This window comes from Ruegeria sp. HKCCD7628, from assembly GCF_057221005.1.
Genome location: NZ_JBWVBA010000008.1, coordinates 15,910 through 33,941 on the forward strand (window position 1 = coordinate 15,910; position 18,032 = coordinate 33,941).

At 58.3% G+C, this 18,032-nt stretch carries 17 protein-coding genes and 1 tRNA gene; 6 read left to right on the forward strand and 12 right to left on the reverse strand.

What is annotated here, in order from left to right; genetic code table 11:
- Positions 1-2 precede the first annotated feature (2 nt).
- Positions 3-236 carry a hypothetical protein gene (locus tag AC2TAD_RS15780; RefSeq protein ID WP_170355542.1) on the reverse strand — a complete coding sequence of 78 codons (234 nt, stop codon included), beginning with the start codon at positions 234-236 and terminating at the stop codon, positions 3-5.
- 194 nt (positions 237-430) lie between these two features.
- Here AC2TAD_RS15780 and AC2TAD_RS15785 point away from each other — a divergent pair, with 194 nt between their 5' ends.
- A complete protein-coding gene (locus AC2TAD_RS15785) occupies positions 431-1,318 on the forward strand; it encodes a DMT family transporter (protein ID WP_480868800.1) in 888 nt (295 codons plus the stop codon).
- Here AC2TAD_RS15785 and AC2TAD_RS15790 read toward each other — a convergent pair.
- Entirely contained in the window at positions 1,294-1,815 is a 522-nt protein-coding gene (locus tag AC2TAD_RS15790; protein ID WP_480868802.1) for a glutathione peroxidase, read from the reverse strand. The genes AC2TAD_RS15785 and AC2TAD_RS15790 overlap by 25 nt on opposite strands.
- A gap of 140 nt (positions 1,816-1,955) precedes the next feature.
- On the opposite strand from AC2TAD_RS15790, the gene msrB reads away from it, so the two are divergent.
- Positions 1,956-2,402, forward strand: coding sequence for a peptide-methionine (R)-S-oxide reductase MsrB (gene msrB, locus AC2TAD_RS15795; protein ID WP_170355545.1), 447 nt, complete (start codon positions 1,956-1,958; stop codon positions 2,400-2,402).
- Positions 2,402-2,911, forward strand: coding sequence for a peptide-methionine (S)-S-oxide reductase MsrA (gene msrA, locus AC2TAD_RS15800; protein WP_480506066.1), 510 nt, complete (start codon positions 2,402-2,404; stop codon positions 2,909-2,911). Before msrB ends, msrA begins: the two co-directional genes overlap by 1 nt.
- 4 nt (positions 2,912-2,915) lie before the next feature.
- Here msrA and AC2TAD_RS15805 read toward each other — a convergent pair whose 3' ends face one another.
- The 4 genes from AC2TAD_RS15805 to mtgA all read right to left on the reverse strand — a co-directional run bounded on the left by AC2TAD_RS15805 (position 2,916) and on the right by mtgA (position 7,451).
- The gene (locus AC2TAD_RS15805; RefSeq protein ID WP_480868805.1) at positions 2,916-4,919 is read right to left on the reverse strand and encodes a hydantoinase/oxoprolinase family protein; all 2,004 of its coding nucleotides are present in this window, start codon (positions 4,917-4,919) and stop codon (positions 2,916-2,918) included.
- Between the two features lie 71 nt (positions 4,920-4,990).
- Positions 4,991-6,028, reverse strand: coding sequence for a tRNA epoxyqueuosine(34) reductase QueG (gene queG, locus AC2TAD_RS15810; RefSeq protein ID WP_480868807.1), 1,038 nt, complete (start codon positions 6,026-6,028; stop codon positions 4,991-4,993).
- 72 nt (positions 6,029-6,100) lie between these two features.
- Positions 6,101-6,766 (reverse strand): FtsZ-binding protein FzlA, encoded by a 666-nt coding sequence (gene fzlA, locus AC2TAD_RS15815; RefSeq protein WP_480868809.1) that lies wholly within the window; start codon positions 6,764-6,766, stop codon positions 6,101-6,103.
- A 58-nt stretch (positions 6,767-6,824) separates the two neighbouring features.
- Complete coding sequence (gene mtgA, locus AC2TAD_RS15820) at positions 6,825-7,451, reverse strand: monofunctional biosynthetic peptidoglycan transglycosylase (protein ID WP_480869034.1); 627 nt, start codon at positions 7,449-7,451, stop codon at positions 6,825-6,827.
- Here mtgA and AC2TAD_RS15825 point away from each other — a divergent pair.
- Entirely contained in the window at positions 7,384-7,602 is a 219-nt protein-coding gene (locus AC2TAD_RS15825) for a hypothetical protein (protein ID WP_331252861.1), read from the forward strand. The two genes, mtgA and AC2TAD_RS15825, sit on opposite strands and share 68 nt — an antisense overlap.
- On the opposite strand, the gene AC2TAD_RS15830 is transcribed toward AC2TAD_RS15825, so the two are convergent.
- From AC2TAD_RS15830 to AC2TAD_RS15845, 4 genes are all read right to left on the reverse strand, one after another.
- Complete coding sequence (locus AC2TAD_RS15830; protein WP_480868810.1) at positions 7,599-8,549, reverse strand: Hint domain-containing protein; 951 nt, start codon at positions 8,547-8,549, stop codon at positions 7,599-7,601. The genes AC2TAD_RS15825 and AC2TAD_RS15830 overlap by 4 nt on opposite strands.
- Positions 8,550-8,728: 179 nt before the next feature.
- Positions 8,729-13,261 carry a glutamate synthase large subunit gene (gene gltB, locus AC2TAD_RS15835; RefSeq protein WP_480868812.1) on the reverse strand — a complete coding sequence of 1,511 codons (4,533 nt, stop codon included), beginning with the start codon at positions 13,259-13,261 and terminating at the stop codon, positions 8,729-8,731.
- The gene (locus AC2TAD_RS15840) at positions 13,258-13,692 is read right to left on the reverse strand and encodes a GFA family protein (RefSeq protein WP_480868813.1); all 435 of its coding nucleotides are present in this window, start codon (positions 13,690-13,692) and stop codon (positions 13,258-13,260) included. The genes gltB and AC2TAD_RS15840 overlap by 4 nt, the downstream gene beginning before the upstream one ends.
- Before the next feature lie 22 nt (positions 13,693-13,714).
- Positions 13,715-15,148: an NAD(P)-dependent oxidoreductase gene (locus AC2TAD_RS15845; RefSeq protein WP_480868814.1), complete on the reverse strand. Its 1,434-nt coding sequence runs from the start codon at positions 15,146-15,148 to the stop codon at positions 13,715-13,717.
- 231 nt (positions 15,149-15,379) lie between these two features.
- Between AC2TAD_RS15845 and AC2TAD_RS15850 the strand changes: the two genes are divergently transcribed.
- Positions 15,380-16,183, forward strand: a complete 804-nt coding sequence (locus AC2TAD_RS15850; RefSeq protein WP_480868815.1) for an undecaprenyl-diphosphate phosphatase — start codon at positions 15,380-15,382, stop codon at positions 16,181-16,183.
- On the opposite strand, the gene AC2TAD_RS15855 is transcribed toward AC2TAD_RS15850, so the two are convergent.
- On the reverse strand, positions 16,184-17,167 hold the full coding sequence (locus tag AC2TAD_RS15855; protein ID WP_480868817.1) for a complex I NDUFA9 subunit family protein: 984 nt from the start codon (positions 17,165-17,167) through the stop codon (positions 16,184-16,186).
- Between the two features lie 199 nt (positions 17,168-17,366).
- On the opposite strand from AC2TAD_RS15855, the gene AC2TAD_RS15860 reads away from it, so the two are divergent.
- Positions 17,367-17,453 (forward strand) — tRNA-Leu (locus tag AC2TAD_RS15860).
- 141 nt (positions 17,454-17,594) lie between these two features.
- On the opposite strand, the gene AC2TAD_RS15865 is transcribed toward AC2TAD_RS15860, so the two are convergent.
- Positions 17,595-17,849 carry a hypothetical protein gene (locus tag AC2TAD_RS15865; RefSeq protein ID WP_170412921.1) on the reverse strand — a complete coding sequence of 85 codons (255 nt, stop codon included), beginning with the start codon at positions 17,847-17,849 and terminating at the stop codon, positions 17,595-17,597.
- Positions 17,850-18,032 lie beyond the last annotated feature (183 nt).

An 18,032-nucleotide genomic window follows, 5' to 3' on the forward strand; every position in this document is an offset into this window, starting at 1 on the left:
GATCAGTGCAAACTTAATAGCACTTCCAGATCACGACGGCTGAGCCGGTTCATCAAGGCCCGATCGTCTGCAGACAGTTTTGCTTCCTTACGAATATACGTTTCAAGGTACGTCGCGATCTCACTGGTTGGGCGATAGTACAGATCAGGCGAAGATTGACTGAGTTCATCCACAAGCCGAAACAGCAGCTTTTTCTGCCGCTCCGAATCCAGGTCTTTTCGCTTCTCTTGCAACATAACGGGCTTCGCCTTTGTTGTGGTCACTTATGATCTAGCGGGCCGAAAAGTAACTCCAACTCCGGTAAGAATTAAATTGTGCGCCCCGCGTGTGGTGCCCTTATGAGATTCCTAGTTACTACGGCCAGACGGTACATCTTGCGACCCTTACTGATTTAAGGAACAGTGCGCGAAACCAACAAAGGGGATGGGCGATGGATCTGCGCGCCATGGCCATGGGGCTAACATTTGCACTGATCTGGTCGTCGGCCTTTACTTCGGCGCGGATCATCGTGATGGAGGCATCACCGCTGTTTTCGCTGGCACTGCGCTTTTTGATTTCCGGGTTGATCGGCGTGGCCATTGCGCGCGCAATGGGACAGAGTTGGCGGCTGACGCCGCAACAATGGTACGCGACCATCCTGTTTGGAATCTGCCAAAATGCCCTGTATTTGGGTCTGAATTTCTACGCAATGCAAACGATTGAGGCGTCGGTTGCCGCCATTATCGCCTCGACTATGCCCCTGCTGGTGGCGCTGGCAAGCTGGCTGTTTTTGGGTGATCGTCTGCGGCCCATGGGCGTGATCGGCCTGCTGGCAGGGTTTGCAGGCGTCGCACTGATCATGAGCAGCCGCATCAGCGCGGGCGTTGATATGTTCGGCGTGATGCTCTGTGGTGTTGGAGCCTTGGCACTGACCTTCGCCACCTTGGCGGTGCGCGGGGCGACCTCGGGCGGGAATTTCATGATGGTCGTGGGGTTGCAGATGCTGGTGGGCTCGGCCGTTTTGTTTGTCGCGGCACCGCTGTTCGAGGTGATCCATATCCACCTCACCGTTCCGCTGGCGCTGGCTTTCACCTACACAACCCTGTTCCCCGGCTTGTTGGCCACTCTGATCTGGTTCCTGTTGCTAGACCGGATCGGAGCGACCCGCGCAGCCACCTTCCACTTCCTAAACCCTGTTTTCGGTGTGACGATTGCTACGTTGCTTCTGGGGGAGAAACTCGGCCCACTGGATGCCGTTGGCGTACTGATCACCACAGCCGGGATTTTGGCCGTTCAGTTATCGCGGCAACCTGCTCAGGGCAGCAAAGCCTCGACCTGAGACAGAACTTGCCGGGAATCGGGGCGCGTGGTCGCGCCATAGGTCGCTACAACTTCGCCTTCAGTGTCCAGAAGGATTTTGTTGAAGTTCCAACTGGGCTCAAACCCGGTCAGCGCCGCGACCTGTTGGTAGAAAGGATGCGCCTCAGCGCCCCGAACTGGGGTAATGTCCGTCATCGGCAGGGTCAGGTTGTAGTTGAAATCGCAGAACTCCTTGACCTCTTCCGCCGATCCCAATTCCTGATTGAAGGAATCCGACGGTACCGCCAGCACGACCAGACCACGCGGACCATAGTCTTCGTGGACTTGCTGCAGCGCGCTGTATTGCCCGGTAAAGCCACAATGCGAGGCCGTGTTCACCACCAAAACCGGCTGCCCCCGCCAATCCGCGATCGACAGGGTGCCGCCGTCGATGGACGGAAACTCTCCGGTCAGCGGCGCGGCCTGCACGGTGCGCCCGGTCAGAATCAAAGCGGTCAACAGCAAGATGCGGAACATGGTGAACTCTCCTCTGCCACAGTATACGCGCCAAATCGCCCACCGGATCAACGCACGAGCACGCGAGGTGCGTGAATCAGGCTTTGATTTCTGCGCCCCAGCCCCCAAATAATGGTGCAAACCAACCGACCGGAGGATCCATGACTCAATACACCAAATCCCCCGAGGCCATCGCCGCCCTCTCACCTGAAGAATATCACGTTACGCAGAACAGCGGGACAGAACGCCCGGGCACTGGCAAGCTGCTGAACAACAAGGAACCGGGGATCTATGTGGATATCGTCTCGGGCGAGCCGCTGTTCGCCTCGACCCACAAATACGAATCCGGCTGTGGCTGGCCCAGCTTCACCAAACCCATCGTGCATGAACATGTGGAAGAGTTTCACGACGCCACTCACGGCATGATCCGTACCGAAGTGCGCTCGAAATACGGCGACAGCCATCTGGGCCACGTCTTCCCCGACGGTCCGCGCGAACATGGCGGGCTGCGCTATTGCATCAACTCAGCCTCCTTGCGGTTTGTCCACCGCGATGACATGGAGGCAGAAGGCTATGCCGACTATCTGATCCATGTGGAGGAAATCTGATGACCGAAGAACGCGCTGTCCTGGCCGGAGGTTGTTTCTGGGGAATGCAGGACCTGATCCGCAAGCTGCCGGGTGTGTCCCGCACCAGCGTCGGCTATACCGGCGGCGATGTCCCCAACGCCACCTACCGCAACCACGGCACCCATGCCGAAGGGATCGAGATTTTCTTTGATCCTGCGCAGATCAGCTATCGTGAGTTGCTGGAGTTCTTCTTCCAGATCCACGATCCGACCACGGTAAACCGTCAGGGCAATGACCGCGGGATGAGCTATCGTTCGGCCATCTACTATGTGGATGACGATCAGAAACAGGTGGCGTTGGATACGATTGCCGATGTGAACGCTAGCGGTATCTGGCCCGGCAAAGTCGTGACCGAGCTGGAGCCCGTCGGTGATTTCTGGGACGCCGAGCCCGAGCATCAGGACTATCTGGAGCGTATCCCCAACGGCTATACCTGCCATTTCCCGCGGCCCGACTGGGTTCTGCCCAAACGCGACGCGGCGGAATAAGCGATCAGCCGGCGGCAACCCTTGGGCGGCCGCTGGCTTCAACCGTGATCATGGCTTCGACAAACACCTCCTGCGCCTCGACGCGGGCAGTGCGGATGTCGCGGTCAACGATCACGCGGATATCCTCGGCCCCGGCGTCACGCACCGCGCCTTCGGCCTCGGATCTTAGCACGGATTCCAGCAGGGTTAGCGCCGCCTCTGAATCGTTGAAATCTTGCGGCCCGTCCTCAAGATGCACTCGGAACTTGCCCTCGGACGGCGACGTGACTGTCCCCGCCCGGCGCAAAGTCAGGCGACCGACGACCGCACCGATGGCATTGGCCACGCCGGTATGTTCGGGCAAGATCATCTTGCAATGCAAACGCTCCCCGACCGCCGGGTAATAGCTAGGGGCCGACGCACCCAACCCGATCACATCCACGTTCAGCGCCGCATCCAACGCCAGCAGGCCCCGATGCCCGGCCAACCCCTTGCGGGTCAGAACATGCCGCGCCAGATCGGCGGAAGGGATACCAAAATCCTCGGCTTCTTCGGCAAAAGCAGTCTCTAATAAGATCAATGAGGTCTGCTCGGTCAACTGATCCCCGATCATCTGCGCCAAAGCCTCGGGCGTTTTCGCCAGCACATCACCCGACCCGACCCGTTTGCGTGACACCAGTTCCAACGCCTTGCGCGCGGCGTCGGCATCCCAGGCGTCCAGCCGCCCCAAAACGTGGCTGGCATCCGACGGCGTCACGCCCGAGGCCTGAACGATCCCGCGATCCACCAACCGCGTCAGAGCCCCATTCTCCATCCGTGTGCGCAACAGATCGCTCAGCGGCAAAACCTGATCGCCAAGACGGTCCAACAACACCTCTTCCCGCGCACCCAGCCCCTCGGCATGGATACCGGGCACGCGACGGGCAAACCGCGTGTCATGTTCACCTACCGTGGTCGCGCGCAGTTGTTTGTCCAACTCAGCATGCACCACATCCGGGGCCTCGGCCGCGATCAGCGACACTGGCAATACCCTACGCGGCCCAAGGACCACGCCGCCTCCCAGCCCCTCGGTCACCACATGGACCTGACTGTCGCCGCCCAGACCATGGGTGCGCATCGCCACCGCCTCGACCATGGTGCGGAAACCGCCAACCTGCGCACCATTGGGATCAATCGCGGGCTTACCGTCGCGGATCAGCGCAATATCCGTGGTTGTCCCGCCAATATCCGATACCAAGGCATTCTCAGCCCCGGTCAACCAACTGGCCCCCACGATCGAGGCCGCAGGCCCGCTGAGGATCGTCTCAATCGGGCGTTCCCGCGCCTGCTCGGCGCTCATCAACGCACCATCGCCACGCACCACCATCATCGGCGCAGTAATGCCCAGCGCCAGCAACTGATCCTGCGCCCGTCCGATCAGCCGCTCGATCATCCCGATCAGCCGTGCATTTAATACCGCCGTCACCGCCCGTTTCGGCCCATTCAGCTTGGCCGACAGGTGATTAGAACATGTGACCGGAGCGCCTGTCCGCTCGGTGATAATCCGCGCCGCTTCCAACTCGTGTGCGGGGTTACGCGTAGCAAATTGCGCGGCCACAGCAAAGCCGGAAATGCCTTTATGAGATTCTAAAAACGCCTCCAACGCCGCCACATCCAGCGGAGCAGCTTCACCCCCTGCATGGCTGTGGCCCCCGGCAATAACCAAGGCCGGATCACCCTTCAACGCGTCGCGCAACCCGTGCCGATCCAGGTCGCCCTCTTTGAACCCGATATAGACCAGCGCCACACGCCCGCCCTGCCCCTCGACCAGAGCATTGGTGGCCAAAGTGGTCGACAAAGATGCCATAGAGATTTGCTCAGGGCCAACCGCTGCCTGTTCCAACACAGCCGAAATCGCCTTACCGACGCCAATCGCCAAATCCGCCCGCGTGGTCAGCGACTTGGCCGAGGCGATCACCTCAGCCTCATCCCGGATCAGCACCGCATCCGTATAGGTTCCACCCGTATCCACCCCCAAAGCCAGCGCCATCGGGTTCTCCTTCCTGTTCGCTGAATTGGGTGTAGCGGTTTGGACCGACACGTCCAGCCTGTTTGCGGCACTTATGGCAGTTGTTGCACTGCCCAGCGCGCGGCATCTGCCACGGCTGGGTCCGGATCATCCACCAACCCCTGCGCCACCGGCTTCATTGCGGGCAAACCGGAATTGCCGATCGCATACAATACATTGCGCACAAACCGATCCCGCCCGATCCGCTTAATGGGCGAGCCCGAGAACTTGGCCCGAAACGCCGCATCATCCAACCCCGCCAATTCGGCCAGAGGCGGGGCCACCAAATCATCCCGCGCAGCATAGCGAATATCGCTGGCCGCAACGGCAAACTTGTTCCACGGACAGGCTGCGAGACAATCATCGCATCCGTAAATCCGATTGCCCAACTTGCCGCGCAACTCTTCGTCCACCGGCCCCTTATGTTCGATGGTCAGATAGGAAATACACCGCCGCGCATCCAACTTGTACGGCGCAGGAAACGCATCCGTTGGACAGGCATCCAAACAAGCGCGACACGATCCGCAATGATCCACCTCGGCTATATCCGCAGGCAGGTCCAATGTGGTGAAAACAGAGCCTATAAAGGCCCAATTTCCCCAATCACGGCTGACCAAATTGGTGTGCTTCCCCTGCCAACCCAACCCCGCCGCATGGCCCAGGGCCTTCTCAGGCACCGGCGCGGTATCCACGAACACCTTCACCTCGCCGCCACCTTCGGCAATCAACCACCGCGCCAACCGCTTCAGGCGTTTTTTCACCAGATCATGGTAATCCTTGTTCTGCGCGTAGACCGAAATCGCAGCCCGGTCTGGATGGCTCAAAACCTCGGTAGGATCATGTTCAGACGTATAGCTCTCGGCCAGCATGATCACCGACCGCGCCTCGGGCCACAAAGCCGACGGATCGCCCCGCCAATGGGTCCGTTCGGCCATCCACCCCATCTGTCCGTGATACCCGGAATCCAAAAACGCCTGCAACCGCGCGGGCACTTCCGGCACATCCCACGGCCGACAAATCCGACAGGACACAAACCCCTCGCTCAATGCCCGAGCGACCACCTTGCGCTTTAAATCCGATCCGCTCTTCATCTGGCTAAAAATACCTTCGGGGGGAATCGCGCCCCGGCGCGATGGGGGGCAGACAGCCCCCCTTCCACCCTATCAGAAATCCAGATCCGCGTAATGCGGCGGAGGCCGGAACCCCGGCACCTGATCCGCCAGTATCGACCGGAACGCAGGCCGGGACTTGATCTTGGCATACCAATCCTTCACCGCCGCCGACCGGTTCCAATCCACATCCGAAATATAATCCAACGCCGACAAATGCGCAGCCGCCGCAAAATCCGCCAGCGTCATCTGATCGCCGGCCAACCAACGCCGATGATCCAGCAACCATGCCATATAATCCAGATGATATTTAATGGCCTTGGCACCCTCTTTCACGTTCTTGCTGTCCGGGTATCCCTGACCGGTCATCTTCTTGTTGACCCGCTCATACAACAGTTTCGACGTCACCTCGTGATGAAACTTGTCATCGAACCAACCCACCAAACGCCGCACCTCATACCGAGCTTCGGGGGTCTTCGGCATCAAAGATGGCTCGGGGCGCGTTTCCTCAATGTATTCACAAATCGCCGCGCTTTCCGCCATCACCTGACCGTCCAACCGCAGAACGGGAACTTTACCCGCCGGATTGCGGCGCAGGAAATCCGGGTCTTGCTCCCAGTATTTCTCTTCGACCAGCTCAACCTCGATCTTCTTTTCCGCTAGCGACAGACGGACCTTGCGGCAATATGGGGACAGGGGAACGTGAAACAGACGCGCCATGAGCTTCCAATCGAACCAGTGAATACAATCCAGCTTTAGCGCCGAGAGGGTTAGTATTTCAATCCTCGAAACAATCTGCGCGACCATCTGCGCGGATGGTGGCCGCCCCATCCAGGATCGAGGCCGCCCGCCTACGTGTGCGTACTGATGGATCAGTGACCGATCTGTTTCGGGGGGAGGGCAGAATTGCAGCGATCCGAGCGGACTGAACCGGCGACAGCTTGGAGGCGGGTACATTGAAGTTACGCTGAGCCGCTGCTTCGACTCCAAAAACGCCATTCCCGGTCTCGGCCACGTTCAGATACACCTCAAGGATACGTTGTTTGCTCCAAAAGATTTCGACAACCGGTGTGATCGAGGTTTCAAGCGCTTTGCGTATCCAGCTGCGCCCTTGCCACAAGAACACATTCTTCACCACCTGCTGTGTAATCGTTGACGCACCCCTTGACCCTCCGTCCTCAAGTGCATCGCGAATGGCTTCGACATCAAAGCCCCAGTGCAGACAGAAATTGGCGTCTTCCGCCGCCACAGCCGAGCGCGCCATGACCGGAGAAATCTGTTCTATCGGAACCCAATCCCGTTCGACTTTACCTAGGCGCCGCCACTCGGACCAGATCGTGTGGGTCACCGGCGGATTCACCACCGAATACAAAACCACCAGCCCAACAACACATGCGATCACCACCAAAAACCCACGCCCTACCCAGCGGCGGATTCTCGGAATAATCGGTGTTTTTCTTTTAGCGGCCTTGCGTTTCTTGCTGCTCGATTTGCGCGCTGCTTTTTTTGCCATGCTGTTGCTATACGACGCCGAAGACGGGTATGGAACGGGTTAAATCGCGATTACGCGGGCTTCGCGCGGGCGCACTACCGGACGGGCGGTATCCGGCAAAACAGGGTTTTCGCGACCAAGCTCGGGAAACAAGGTCAAAATCTCGGCCTGCGTTTGGCTGTCGGCCATTGATACGGCATGACCCGGATAAAAACTTTCGCTTTTTGCGCCATTTGCCGTCACGATCTCATGTCGTGAAAACAGCAGATGCAGATATTCGACCTCGCCACCTTCGACGCGCGTGACCGTCTTGCCGTTCACAAGACAATGCGCCGCAATCAGAACTTCGGAATACCCAAATAGATAGGGCGCGCGCCAGTCCTCGATCAGAATACGGTGTTGCGGAGAGACGATCAGCGGTTTGTTCGTCCCCAAAACACCGGCTTCAAAGCGTACCGGGGCAAGTTTCCCCTGGGCTTTCACCGTTGTTCTGCCGACCCAAAGCAAAGGCTGTGCCCCGTTGTCAGAGGTCAGAACCAGATCACCGGGACGCAAGTCCTCGACCCGGCGAGGGCCGGATGCCGTCTCGATCATTGTGCCGGGCGTGAAACAAGGTGGGCCCAGATCGCCGGCTCCGATATCGACCGAACCAAATGAACCTCCTGTGTCGCTGAAATCAGTCGCAGATGAGCTGACGAACGTCCCGCTTTCCAAAACTTGTCCGTCGGTGGGTGTAAACACCTCGCGCCCATCGGCAAGATAGAAGGTCACACCCGTGTAGGTGATCTGAGTGCCGTCATCCAACTCTATGGTCACCATGTCATTGAAATAGGACGCCGTAATGTCTGATCCGTCGACCGAGTCGTTGTTCAGCCGGTTGATCAGGCCGTTGTCGTTCTGGTCGACGATGTCGAATTTCTGAACCGTCAGGGTCGAGCCAGGTGTCGTGCCGTTCGCTCCGGGATTGGCCGGGTCGATGACAAAAAACTGATCTGTGTAGGTTGTTGGCATGTGCCTGCTCCCTGCGACGCGTTAAATGGGCTGGCGACCAGAGCGCCGAGATAACGTTTTCGTTAGCTAGGCGTGAAACGATTAAAAACGCAAGAAAGCCGTCAAAAATGCCAAAAAATAGAAAAACCCGCGTGTTTCAGGAGACACGCGGGTTTCTCGACTAACGATCGGACGGGGTCTTATTCCGCCGGAACTGCTTCAACTTCGTTGGTCAGAGGATGGCTGAGCTTGTTCAGCATCTCCTTTGGGCAAACCTGAAGGAAGTTTGCCTTTTCCACATCCCAATGCTGCAGGATATCTGCAGCTTTGCGACTGTTGGTTTCCAAAGCATGGCGTTCAATCAGCGTTTTCATCTGATCCATCCAGTGATCCACCGTCACCGGGCAGGTCACCAGTGTTTCCATGTTCATCAACGCCTGCGCCTTGCCTTCGGGATCGTACAGGTACGCCATGCCACCGGTCATGCCCGCGCCAAAGTTGGCACCAATGTCGCCCAGAATCACAGCCACACCGCCAGTCATATATTCGCACCCGTTCGAGCCGCAGCCCTCGATCACCACTTTGGCACCCGAGTTCCGGACCGCGAACCGTTCACCTGCGCGACCTGCTGCGAACAGGTGGCCGTCGGTGGCGCCGTATAGAACCGTGTTGCCGATAATCGTGTTGTCGTCTGCCTTCAGCGGGCTGACCTGCGGTGGGCGCACGACGATCATGCCGCCCGACAGACCTTTGCCGACATAGTCATTGGCATCACCCGACACTTCCAGTTTCAGACCCGGCGCCGCAAAAGCCCCCAGCGACTGACCAGCCGAGCCCTGCAGCTTCACATGCAGATGGTCGTCCTGGAACGTGTTCCGCATCCCGAAATTCCGCACGATATGGCTGGACACGCGGGTCCCCACGGTCCGATGCGTGTTCTGGATGGCGTAGGACAGCTGCATCTTCTCACCGTCTTTCAGGAACCGCGCCGCATCGCGCACAATCTCGGCGTCCAGCGTATCGGGCACTGCGTTGCGATCCTTGTCGCGGTTGTAGACGATGTCATGTGCGCCATCGACGGTGATCAGCAGCGGGTTCAGGTCCAGATCGTCCAGATGCGCCGAGCCACGGCTGACCTGCGCCAGCAGATCGGCCCGTCCGATGATCTCGTCAATCGAGCGCGCACCAAGGCTGGCCAGCAGCTCGCGCACTTCCTGCGCGTAGAAGGTGATCAGGTTGACGACCTTGTCGGCATTGCCGGTGAATTTGGCGCGCAGGGATTCGTCCTGCGTACACACACCGACCGGGCAGGTGTTCGACTGGCACTGACGTACCATTATACAGCCCATCGCGATCAGGGCAGCGGTGCCGATGCCGTATTCCTCGGCCCCCATCATCGCGGCCATCACGATGTCACGCCCGGTGCGCAGCCCGCCATCGGTCCGCAGAGTCACGCGGTCGCGCAGGTTGTTCATCGCCAGAACCTGATGCGCCTCAGTGAGGCCCATCTCCCACGGCAGACCGGCGTATTTGATCGACGTCGCAGGCGACGCACCCGTGCCACCGTTGTGGCCCGAAATAAGGATGATATCCGCTTTCGCCTTGGCCACACCGGCAGCAATCGTGCCAACGCCCGAGGACGCCACCAGCTTCACGGTCACCTTACAGCGCGGGTTGATCTGCTTGAGGTCATAGATCAGCTGCGCCAGATCCTCGATCGAGTAGATATCGTGGTGCGGCGGCGGTGAGATCAGCGTCACGCCCTTGGTCGAGTGACGCAGGCGCGCGATCAGGTCGGTGACCTTCATGCCCGGCAACTGACCACCTTCACCCGGTTTCGCACCCTGGGCGACCTTGATCTCAAGCTCTTCACACTGGTTCAGGTATTCGGCGGTCACGCCAAAGCGGCCCGAAGCCACCTGTTTGATCTTGGCCGACGGGTTGTCGCCATTCGGCTCCGGCACGAAATGTGCCGGATCTTCGCCGCCTTCACCAGAGTCAGACTTAGCTCCGATCCGGTTCATCGCCACGTTCAGCGTCTTATGCGCCTCGGGGCTCAGAGCACCCAGCGACATGCCCGGCGTGACAAAGCGTTTGCGGATCGAGGTGATCGATTCGACCTCTTCAATCGGCACCGGTTTGCCCAGCGGTTTGAAATCCATCAGGTCACGCAGGTGGATCGGCGGGTTTGACTGCATCTTGGCCGAATACTGTTTCCACAGCTCATAGGATGCGCGGTTACACGCCATTTGCATCATATGCATCGAGCTCGCTTCCCAAGCGTGGGTCTCACCCGATTTGCGCGCTTTGTAGAAACCACCGATGGGAAGCACGTCCAGACCGCTGTCCCAACCTTTGGCGTGGATTTCCTCGGCCTTGGCCTGAATACCGGTGACACCGATGCCGGAAATCCGGCTGGTCATGCCCGGGAAAAACTCGGCCACCATGGCGCGGCTCAGGCCCACGGCCTCAAAGTTCAGACCACCGCGGTACGAGGAGATCACCGAAATCCCCATCTTGGCCATGATCTTCAGCAGGCCCTGATCAATCGCCTCGCGGTAGCGCGCGACATTCTCGGTCAAAGTGCCATCCAGCAAGCCGCGATCAATGCGGTCAGCCAGCGAGTCTTCTGCCAGATAAGCGTTCACAACGGTCGCGCCACAGCCGATCAGAACGGCAAAGTAGTGCGGATCAACACATTCCGCCGAACGCACGTTCAGCGAACAGAAAGTCCGCAGCCCCTGACGGGTCAGATGCGAATGAACGGCGCTGGTCGCCAGGATCATCGGCATCGCCACGCGGCCCTCTCCCGAGTTCATATCGGACAGCACCAGATGCCCCGCGCCCGAGCGCACGGCCTCTTCTGCTTCGGCTCTAACACGGACCAAAGCAGCGCTCAGCGCGCCCCGACCGGGTTCAAAGCTACAGTCGATTTCCGCCAGCGGCGAACCGAGATTTTCCACCAGACGGTCCCATTGGGCGTTGCCTACAAAGGGGCTGTCCAGCGTGATGATCTCGGTCTGGCTGCTGTCTTCGTCCAGCACGTTTTTCAGGTTTCCGAACCGTGTTTTCAGCGACATGACGCGGTATTCGCGCAGGCTATCGATCGGCGGGTTGGTCACCTGGCTAAAGTTCTGGCGGAAGAAATGGCTGAGCGGGCGGTATTGCTTGGACAAAACTGCCGACGGGGTGTCATCGCCCATCGAGGCCAGTGATTCCTTGCCGTCTTCAGCCATGGGGGCAAGGATTTGCTCCAATTCTTCAACAGAATAACCAGCCGCGATCTGGCGCTTGCGCAGTTCCTCTCCGCTGAACTTCGCGGTCTCTGTCACGCCTGACAGGCTTTCATTCAGATCATTGATCTTGCCAACCCACTCACCAAACGGCAGAGCACGGGCCAGTTTATCCTTGATCTGCGTGTCGCGGTACAGCTTGCCGCGCTTCATATCCACGGCCAGCATCTGACCCGGACCCAGCGCGCCTTTTTCCGTTACCGACGCCTCATCAATCGGCACCATCCCAGCCTCAGATCCGGCGATGACCAGACCATCCCCTGTCACGACATAGCGCATCGGACGCAGGCCATTCCGGTCGAGCCCGGCGCAGACCCAGCGACCATCGGTCATGGCCAGAGCGGCAGGGCCATCCCATGGCTCCATCACCGAGTTGCAGTAGGAATACATGTCGCGCCACGCCTGCGGCAGCTCAACCGCCTGTTTGGACCAGCTTTCCGGCACCAGCATGGTTTTCGCCATTGGGGCAGACCGGCCTGCACGTACCAGAACCTCGAAAACCGAGTCTAATGCAGCGGAATCTGACGATCCGCCCGCGATGATCGGTTTGATGTCCTCGGCATAGTCCCCAAAGGTCGAGGATGCCATGCGGATCTCATGGCTTTTCATCCAGTTGACGTTGCCTTTCAGCGTGTTGATCTCGCCGTTATGGGCCAACATGCGGAAGGGCTGCGCCAACCACCATTGCGGGAAGGTGTTGGTGGAATAACGCTGGTGATAGATCGCAAATGCGGATTCGAAACGCTCATCCATCAGGTCGGGGTAGAAGACGGCCACTTGTTCAGCCAGCATCATGCCCTTGTAAATGATCGAGCGGCACGACAGCGACGCCAGATACATTCCCGAAATCCCAGCCGCTGCCGCCGCTTTTTCGATCCGGCGACGGATCACATACAGCTCACGCTCAAAGGTTTCTTCGTCCACGCCTTTGGAGTTCGAGATCAGGATCTGCTCAATCTCGGGGCGGGTCGCGTTGGCCTTTTCCCCCAGGCAGGTCACATCGACCGGCACGTGGCGCCAGCCATAGATGTAGTAACCCATGCGCAGCACTTCGGTTTCCACTATGGTCCGGCAGCTTTCCTGCGCACCGAAATCGGTCCGGGGCAGGAAGACCTGACCGACGGCGATCAGCTCGTCCAAATTGGGCTCGTGACCGGTGCGACGGATCTGATCATAGAAGAAGGGGACCGGAATCTGCACGTGGATGCCCGCGCCGTCGCCGGTTTTGCCATCGGCATCCACAGCGCCCCGATGCCAGATCGCCTTGAGCGCGTCGATCCCCGCATCTACAACCTTGCGCGACGGCTTGCCGTCGACGGAAACGACAAGGCCCACACCGCAGGAAGAATGCTCTTCCTCTTTGGAATAGAGACCGTTTTCGGCCATCCAATGACGTTTGGCTTCTTCGGCGCGCACCCAATCGGCATCGTATTTAGTCATTGGCTGTCTCCTTCTTCCGAGGAGGCATACATGGCCTCAACCTCGGCTTTGGTCATTTGCTTGCGTTCACCTGCGAACGCGTATCCTTCGGGCTTTTTGTCGAAGTAAAGTTCAAGTTTCAGCGTGTGGCCTGTATCCTGAAACAGGCCTGCCGCGATTTGCGTGTGTCCGTGCATTTCACCTGGAAGCGTGATCCGGTACCACAGCGCCGAGCCGCAGTCAGCGCAGAAGGCGCGCTCGGCCCAATCGGACGAGGTGAAGGTTTTCACGGGGCCTAACGCGGCATAGCCCTCTTCGGCCTCAAACGTCACAAGCATCGAGCTGGTCCAGCGGCGGCACTGGTCGCAATGGCACGCGCCCAGCGCATCGCGCGCGGGAGTCGCGGTCACGGTGACCGCGCCACACATGCATTGGCCTCGCAACTCGGGCATTCCGGCGCTCCTGATTGCTGGGTTATTCGGCTGCAACCGCAGCCTTGGCGTTGAAACGGTCGATGATCGCATCGGCACAGTCGCGCCCGTCACGGATCGCCCACACGACCAGAGAGGCCCCGCGCACGATGTCACCGATGGCGTAAACACCGTCCATCTCGGTCTCGCCGGTCTGGAAGGCGGCCTTGACGGTGCCCCAACGTGTCACGGGCAGGTCGGGCTGACCGAACAGGGTGGGTAGGTCTTCGGGCTGAAACCCCAGCGCCTTGATCACCAGATCGGCGTCTTCGACATAATCCGCACCTTCGATCACCTCAGGTGCCTGACGGCCGGTTGCGTCGGGCTGGCCCAAGCGCATCTTCTGCACCATCACGCCTGTGACTTGGTCGTCGCCGGTAAAGCCCTTGGGCGCGCTAAGCCACTCAAACACCACGCCTTCTTCTTCGGCGTTCTGAGTCTCACGCTGCGAGCCAGGCATATTCGCGCGGTCGCGACGGTACAGGCATTTGACCGAGGTCGCACCTTGACGGATCGAGGTGCGCACGCAATCCATCGCAGTATCCCCGCCACCGATCACGACGACCTTTTTACCAGAGGCGTTCAAGCGGCCATTGTCAAAGTCTTCGACCGCATCGCCAAAGCTTTTGCGGTTCGAGGCGGTCAGGAAGTCGATCGCTTTTTCGATCCCGGCCAGACCACTGCCCGGCATAGACAGGTCACGCGATTTGTAAACGCCAGTGGCAATGATAACCGCGTCATGCTTGCCACGAATGTCTTCGAATTTCGCGGCGTCGACGTCACAATTCAACTCGAATGTCACGCCGCCATCGGCCAGCAGGTCGTTGCGGCGCTGCACGATGTCCTTTTCCAGTTTGAAGCCCGGAATACCGTACATCAACAGGCCTCCGGCGCGGTCATAGCGGTCATAGACCGTCACCTGAATACCTGCGCGGCGCAGCATGTCAGCGGCCGCCAGACCGCCGGGGCCCGCACCGATGATACCAACGCTTTCGCTGCGCTCGACTGTGGGGGTGGTGGGTTTGACCCAGCCTTTGTCCCACGCGGTATCGGTGATGTATTTCTCGATTGTGCCGATGGTTACTGTCCCGTGACCGGACTGTTCAATCACGCAATTGCCTTCGCACAGGCGATCTTGCGGGCAGATGCGGCCACAGATCTCGGGGAAGGTATTGGTCGCCTGGCTGGTCTGATAGGCCTCTTCCAGACGGCCAGTGGCGGTCAGGTGCAACCAGTCGGGGATATTGTTGTGCAACGGGCAATGCGACTGACAATAGGGCACACCGCATTGGCTGCAGCGGCTGGCCTGCTCTTCGGCTTTGGCCGAAGCGTATTCGGCATAGATCTCGTCAAAGTCTTCCTTGCGCGTGTCAGCGGCACGCTTTTCAGGCATGGCGCGATCGACTTGCACAAATTTCAGCATCGGTTGCTTGGCCACGGGTCAGACTCCATGAATTGGCTTGGTCGAGTTTCTTTAAGTGATGCACGGTAGGATGAAAAGTCAATTATGCTGACCTAATTAGTGAATTTGCGATCAAAAATCCTAGGTTCGCATGGAAAAAAGCAAAAATTTAGATCCGAATCGGACCTATATGCGTTCTTTCCTTTTCTTCATCACGCTTATACCCATGAACCGCAAAGAACAGGTGACGATGGCACGGGCAGGTTAATGAGTCTATTTCAACTGATTCTTGCGGCGATCATTCAGGGTATCACCGAATTTCTGCCGATTTCGTCATCCGGGCACCTGATTCTGCTGCCCAACCTGACCGGTCTGGCGGATCAAGGCCTTGCCATTGATGTGGCGGTTCATGTGGGCACCCTAGGCGCGGTGGTTCTTTATTTTTGGTCTGACGTAAAATCAGCCGCAGCAGGTTTGCCAGACGCGCTGCGGGGTCAAACAGACACGCCACAGGCACGGCTTGCGCTTGGTCTGATCATTGCGACGATTCCGACGGTTATCCTTGGCGCCATTCTTTATCAAACCGGGCTCAGCCAGTCTTTGCGCTCGATGGCGGTGATTGGATGGACCATGTTGGGATTTGGTCTGCTGCTCTATTGGATGGACCAGAAAGGACAGCAAAGAAAAAAGGCAAATGACTGGGGTCTGAAAGATGCGGCCATTATGGGTTTGTGGCAAATGCTGGCCCTGATCCCCGGCACATCCCGGTCCGGCATCACGATTACGGGCGCCCGGCACTTGGGGTACACCCGAGAAGACGGCGCGCGGATCGCGATGTTGATGTCGATCCCGACTATCTTGGCATCGGGCATATTGCTTTCAGTCGATGTGATCAAAGAAGCCGACGCTCAACTGGCTATTGACGGAGCAATCGCCGCGCTTTTTGCCTTTGTTGCGGCCCTTCTGGCGCTGTCTTTCATGATGCGCTTGCTGCGCAGCGTCAGCTTTACGCCATACGTAATTTATCGCGTTGTTCTGGGCGTAACTCTGCTGGCCATTGCCTACAGTTGATCAGGTCCGCAGGTTGTCAGCGGATCTTTGAATTTCATCATACTGACCCGAGGGGCGGAACTTCCAAAGATAGTCCGGCAGAACCGACTCCAACGTGGCCGGCTGGATCCCAAGATCGGCAAAGCTTTTCGCCCCATCCGACACGACGTTGTCGCGGCGCAGGTTTTTCAGCTGATCCCGTGTCAGAATGCTATTCGGGAACAGTTGGAAACTGACGAACTTAACGATGTCCAGAACCCCGGCCATGATCCGCGCGGCAAAAAAAGGCATCCCGATAATCACGCGGCGGCGGTGGATCACGTCAAGCATCTGCTGCGTGAGCGCACGGAGTGTCTTGACCTCAGGGCCGCCCAGTTCATACGTGCCGGCCGCAGCCTGCCCCAGAACGCCCTGAACGGCAGCTTTGGCCACATCATCGACATAGACCGGCTGAAACTTCGTTTCGGCCCCGACCAGCGGCAGGAACGGCCCCATCCGGGTCATCCCGGCAAAGCGGTTGAAGAATTGATCCTCGGTCCCGAAAATAACCGAGGGGCGCAGGATCACGGCATTGGGCATATGAGCAAGCACTCCGGCCTCACCCTGTGCCTTGGTTTGCGAATACTCACTGTCCGAATCCGCGTCTGCACCAATGGCAGAAATATGGACCATCCGCGTGATCCCTTGTTCGGCCGCGATCCGCGCGATCCGTTCGGCCCCGTCGGCCTGTACGGCGTCAAACGCGTTCTTGCCCAGCTCGTTCAGCACACCCACGCAGTTCACCACCGCATCCGCGCCCTGCATCGCCGCCGCAACCGACGCATCGTCGCGAATGTTGCACAGGATGGGTTCAACCTGTCCAACCACGCCGTAAGGTTTGACGAAAATCGCTTCATTCGGGCGCCTGACAGCGACCCGAACACGCCACCCTTCGTTCGCCATACGTCGTGCGACGTACCTGCCGACAAATCCGGATCCGCCATAAATCGTGACCAGTTTTGACATAGAAGGGCTCCTGCTTTTGGCTCCTGATCCGATCTACCGCCCAAAGAGGCGCGGAACAAGGCGCAATAACGCCGCGTGTAGGGGAAAAACCCTGGCTTTTTCGGGTGCGTTTTGGATGGGGTCAAAAAACTTTTAAAAAACTTCCCGAATCCGGTTGACCCTCCTCGCCAGTGGGCTTAAACGCCCCTCCACGACACCTGCCCAGGTGGCGGAATTGGTAGACGCGCTAGCTTCAGGTGCTAGTGTCCGTATGGACGTGGAGGTTCGAGTCCTCTCCTGGGCACCACTTTTTCCCAAATAATTTCATATAATCAATCCACTGGGATATTTTGACTCCCCCAGTCCCCCAAATAGTCCCCCATTTGATTTGTGATGGATGAGCCGCTCGAAACTAAAGAATCTAATGCATCGGATGTCTCGGATTTATTCAGTCCAACGTGAAGTTGACTATAAGGCGGTCGGTACCCACCTCATCACCATCCTGTTTCCGCGGCAAAGCTTTGGCATGCCCAAATGGAATGAGAAACATCGCAATCTTGATAGCCTTGTCATGATTGCCCTTATCAACCGCGCCTTTCAGCTGCCCAAACAAGTATTGCATCGGTTCAACGTAGTTTCGACGCGATGCTAAATCTTCGTACCGTTTCATACGGTTACGCTTAAGTTTGTCCTGCTTTGACATGCTAGGATTATAGCTGGCTAACGCATATTAGGAAAGAAGCGGCATTCGTTCTGCCCGCAAAGCAGTCGGGAGATCTCTGTTACTTTGGCGTCGATGAGCGGTCATGGCTTTTTGGATGGCTATCCAACTTGTCCTCACACTAGACAAATCTCTTCACCCGTAGGAACCTGTCGCCAATCAGAA

Coding starts and splice junctions, on each gene's coding strand:
- msrB (WP_170355545.1), top strand. CDS start 1,956: ATGACTCAATACACCAAATCCCCCGAGGCCATCGCCGCCCTCTCACCT.
- AC2TAD_RS15865 (WP_170412921.1), bottom strand. CDS start 17,849: ATGTCAAAGCAGGACAAACTTAAGCGTAACCGTATGAAACGGTACGAA.
- AC2TAD_RS15785 (WP_480868800.1), top strand. CDS start 431: ATGGATCTGCGCGCCATGGCCATGGGGCTAACATTTGCACTGATCTGG.
- AC2TAD_RS15790 (WP_480868802.1), bottom strand. CDS start 1,815: ATGTTCCGCATCTTGCTGTTGACCGCTTTGATTCTGACCGGGCGCACC.
- gltB (WP_480868812.1), bottom strand. CDS start 13,261: ATGACTAAATACGATGCCGATTGGGTGCGCGCCGAAGAAGCCAAACGT.
- AC2TAD_RS15850 (WP_480868815.1), top strand. CDS start 15,380: ATGAGTCTATTTCAACTGATTCTTGCGGCGATCATTCAGGGTATCACC.
- fzlA (WP_480868809.1), bottom strand. CDS start 6,766: ATGGCGCGTCTGTTTCACGTTCCCCTGTCCCCATATTGCCGCAAGGTC.
- AC2TAD_RS15830 (WP_480868810.1), bottom strand. CDS start 8,549: ATGCCAACAACCTACACAGATCAGTTTTTTGTCATCGACCCGGCCAAT.
- AC2TAD_RS15840 (WP_480868813.1), bottom strand. CDS start 13,692: ATGCCCGAGTTGCGAGGCCAATGCATGTGTGGCGCGGTCACCGTGACC.
- AC2TAD_RS15805 (WP_480868805.1), bottom strand. CDS start 4,919: ATGGCGCTGGCTTTGGGGGTGGATACGGGTGGAACCTATACGGATGCG.
- queG (WP_480868807.1), bottom strand. CDS start 6,028: ATGAAGAGCGGATCGGATTTAAAGCGCAAGGTGGTCGCTCGGGCATTG.
- msrA (WP_480506066.1), top strand. CDS start 2,402: ATGACCGAAGAACGCGCTGTCCTGGCCGGAGGTTGTTTCTGGGGAATG.
- AC2TAD_RS15780 (WP_170355542.1), bottom strand. CDS start 236: ATGTTGCAAGAGAAGCGAAAAGACCTGGATTCGGAGCGGCAGAAAAAG.
- AC2TAD_RS15855 (WP_480868817.1), bottom strand. CDS start 17,167: ATGTCAAAACTGGTCACGATTTATGGCGGATCCGGATTTGTCGGCAGG.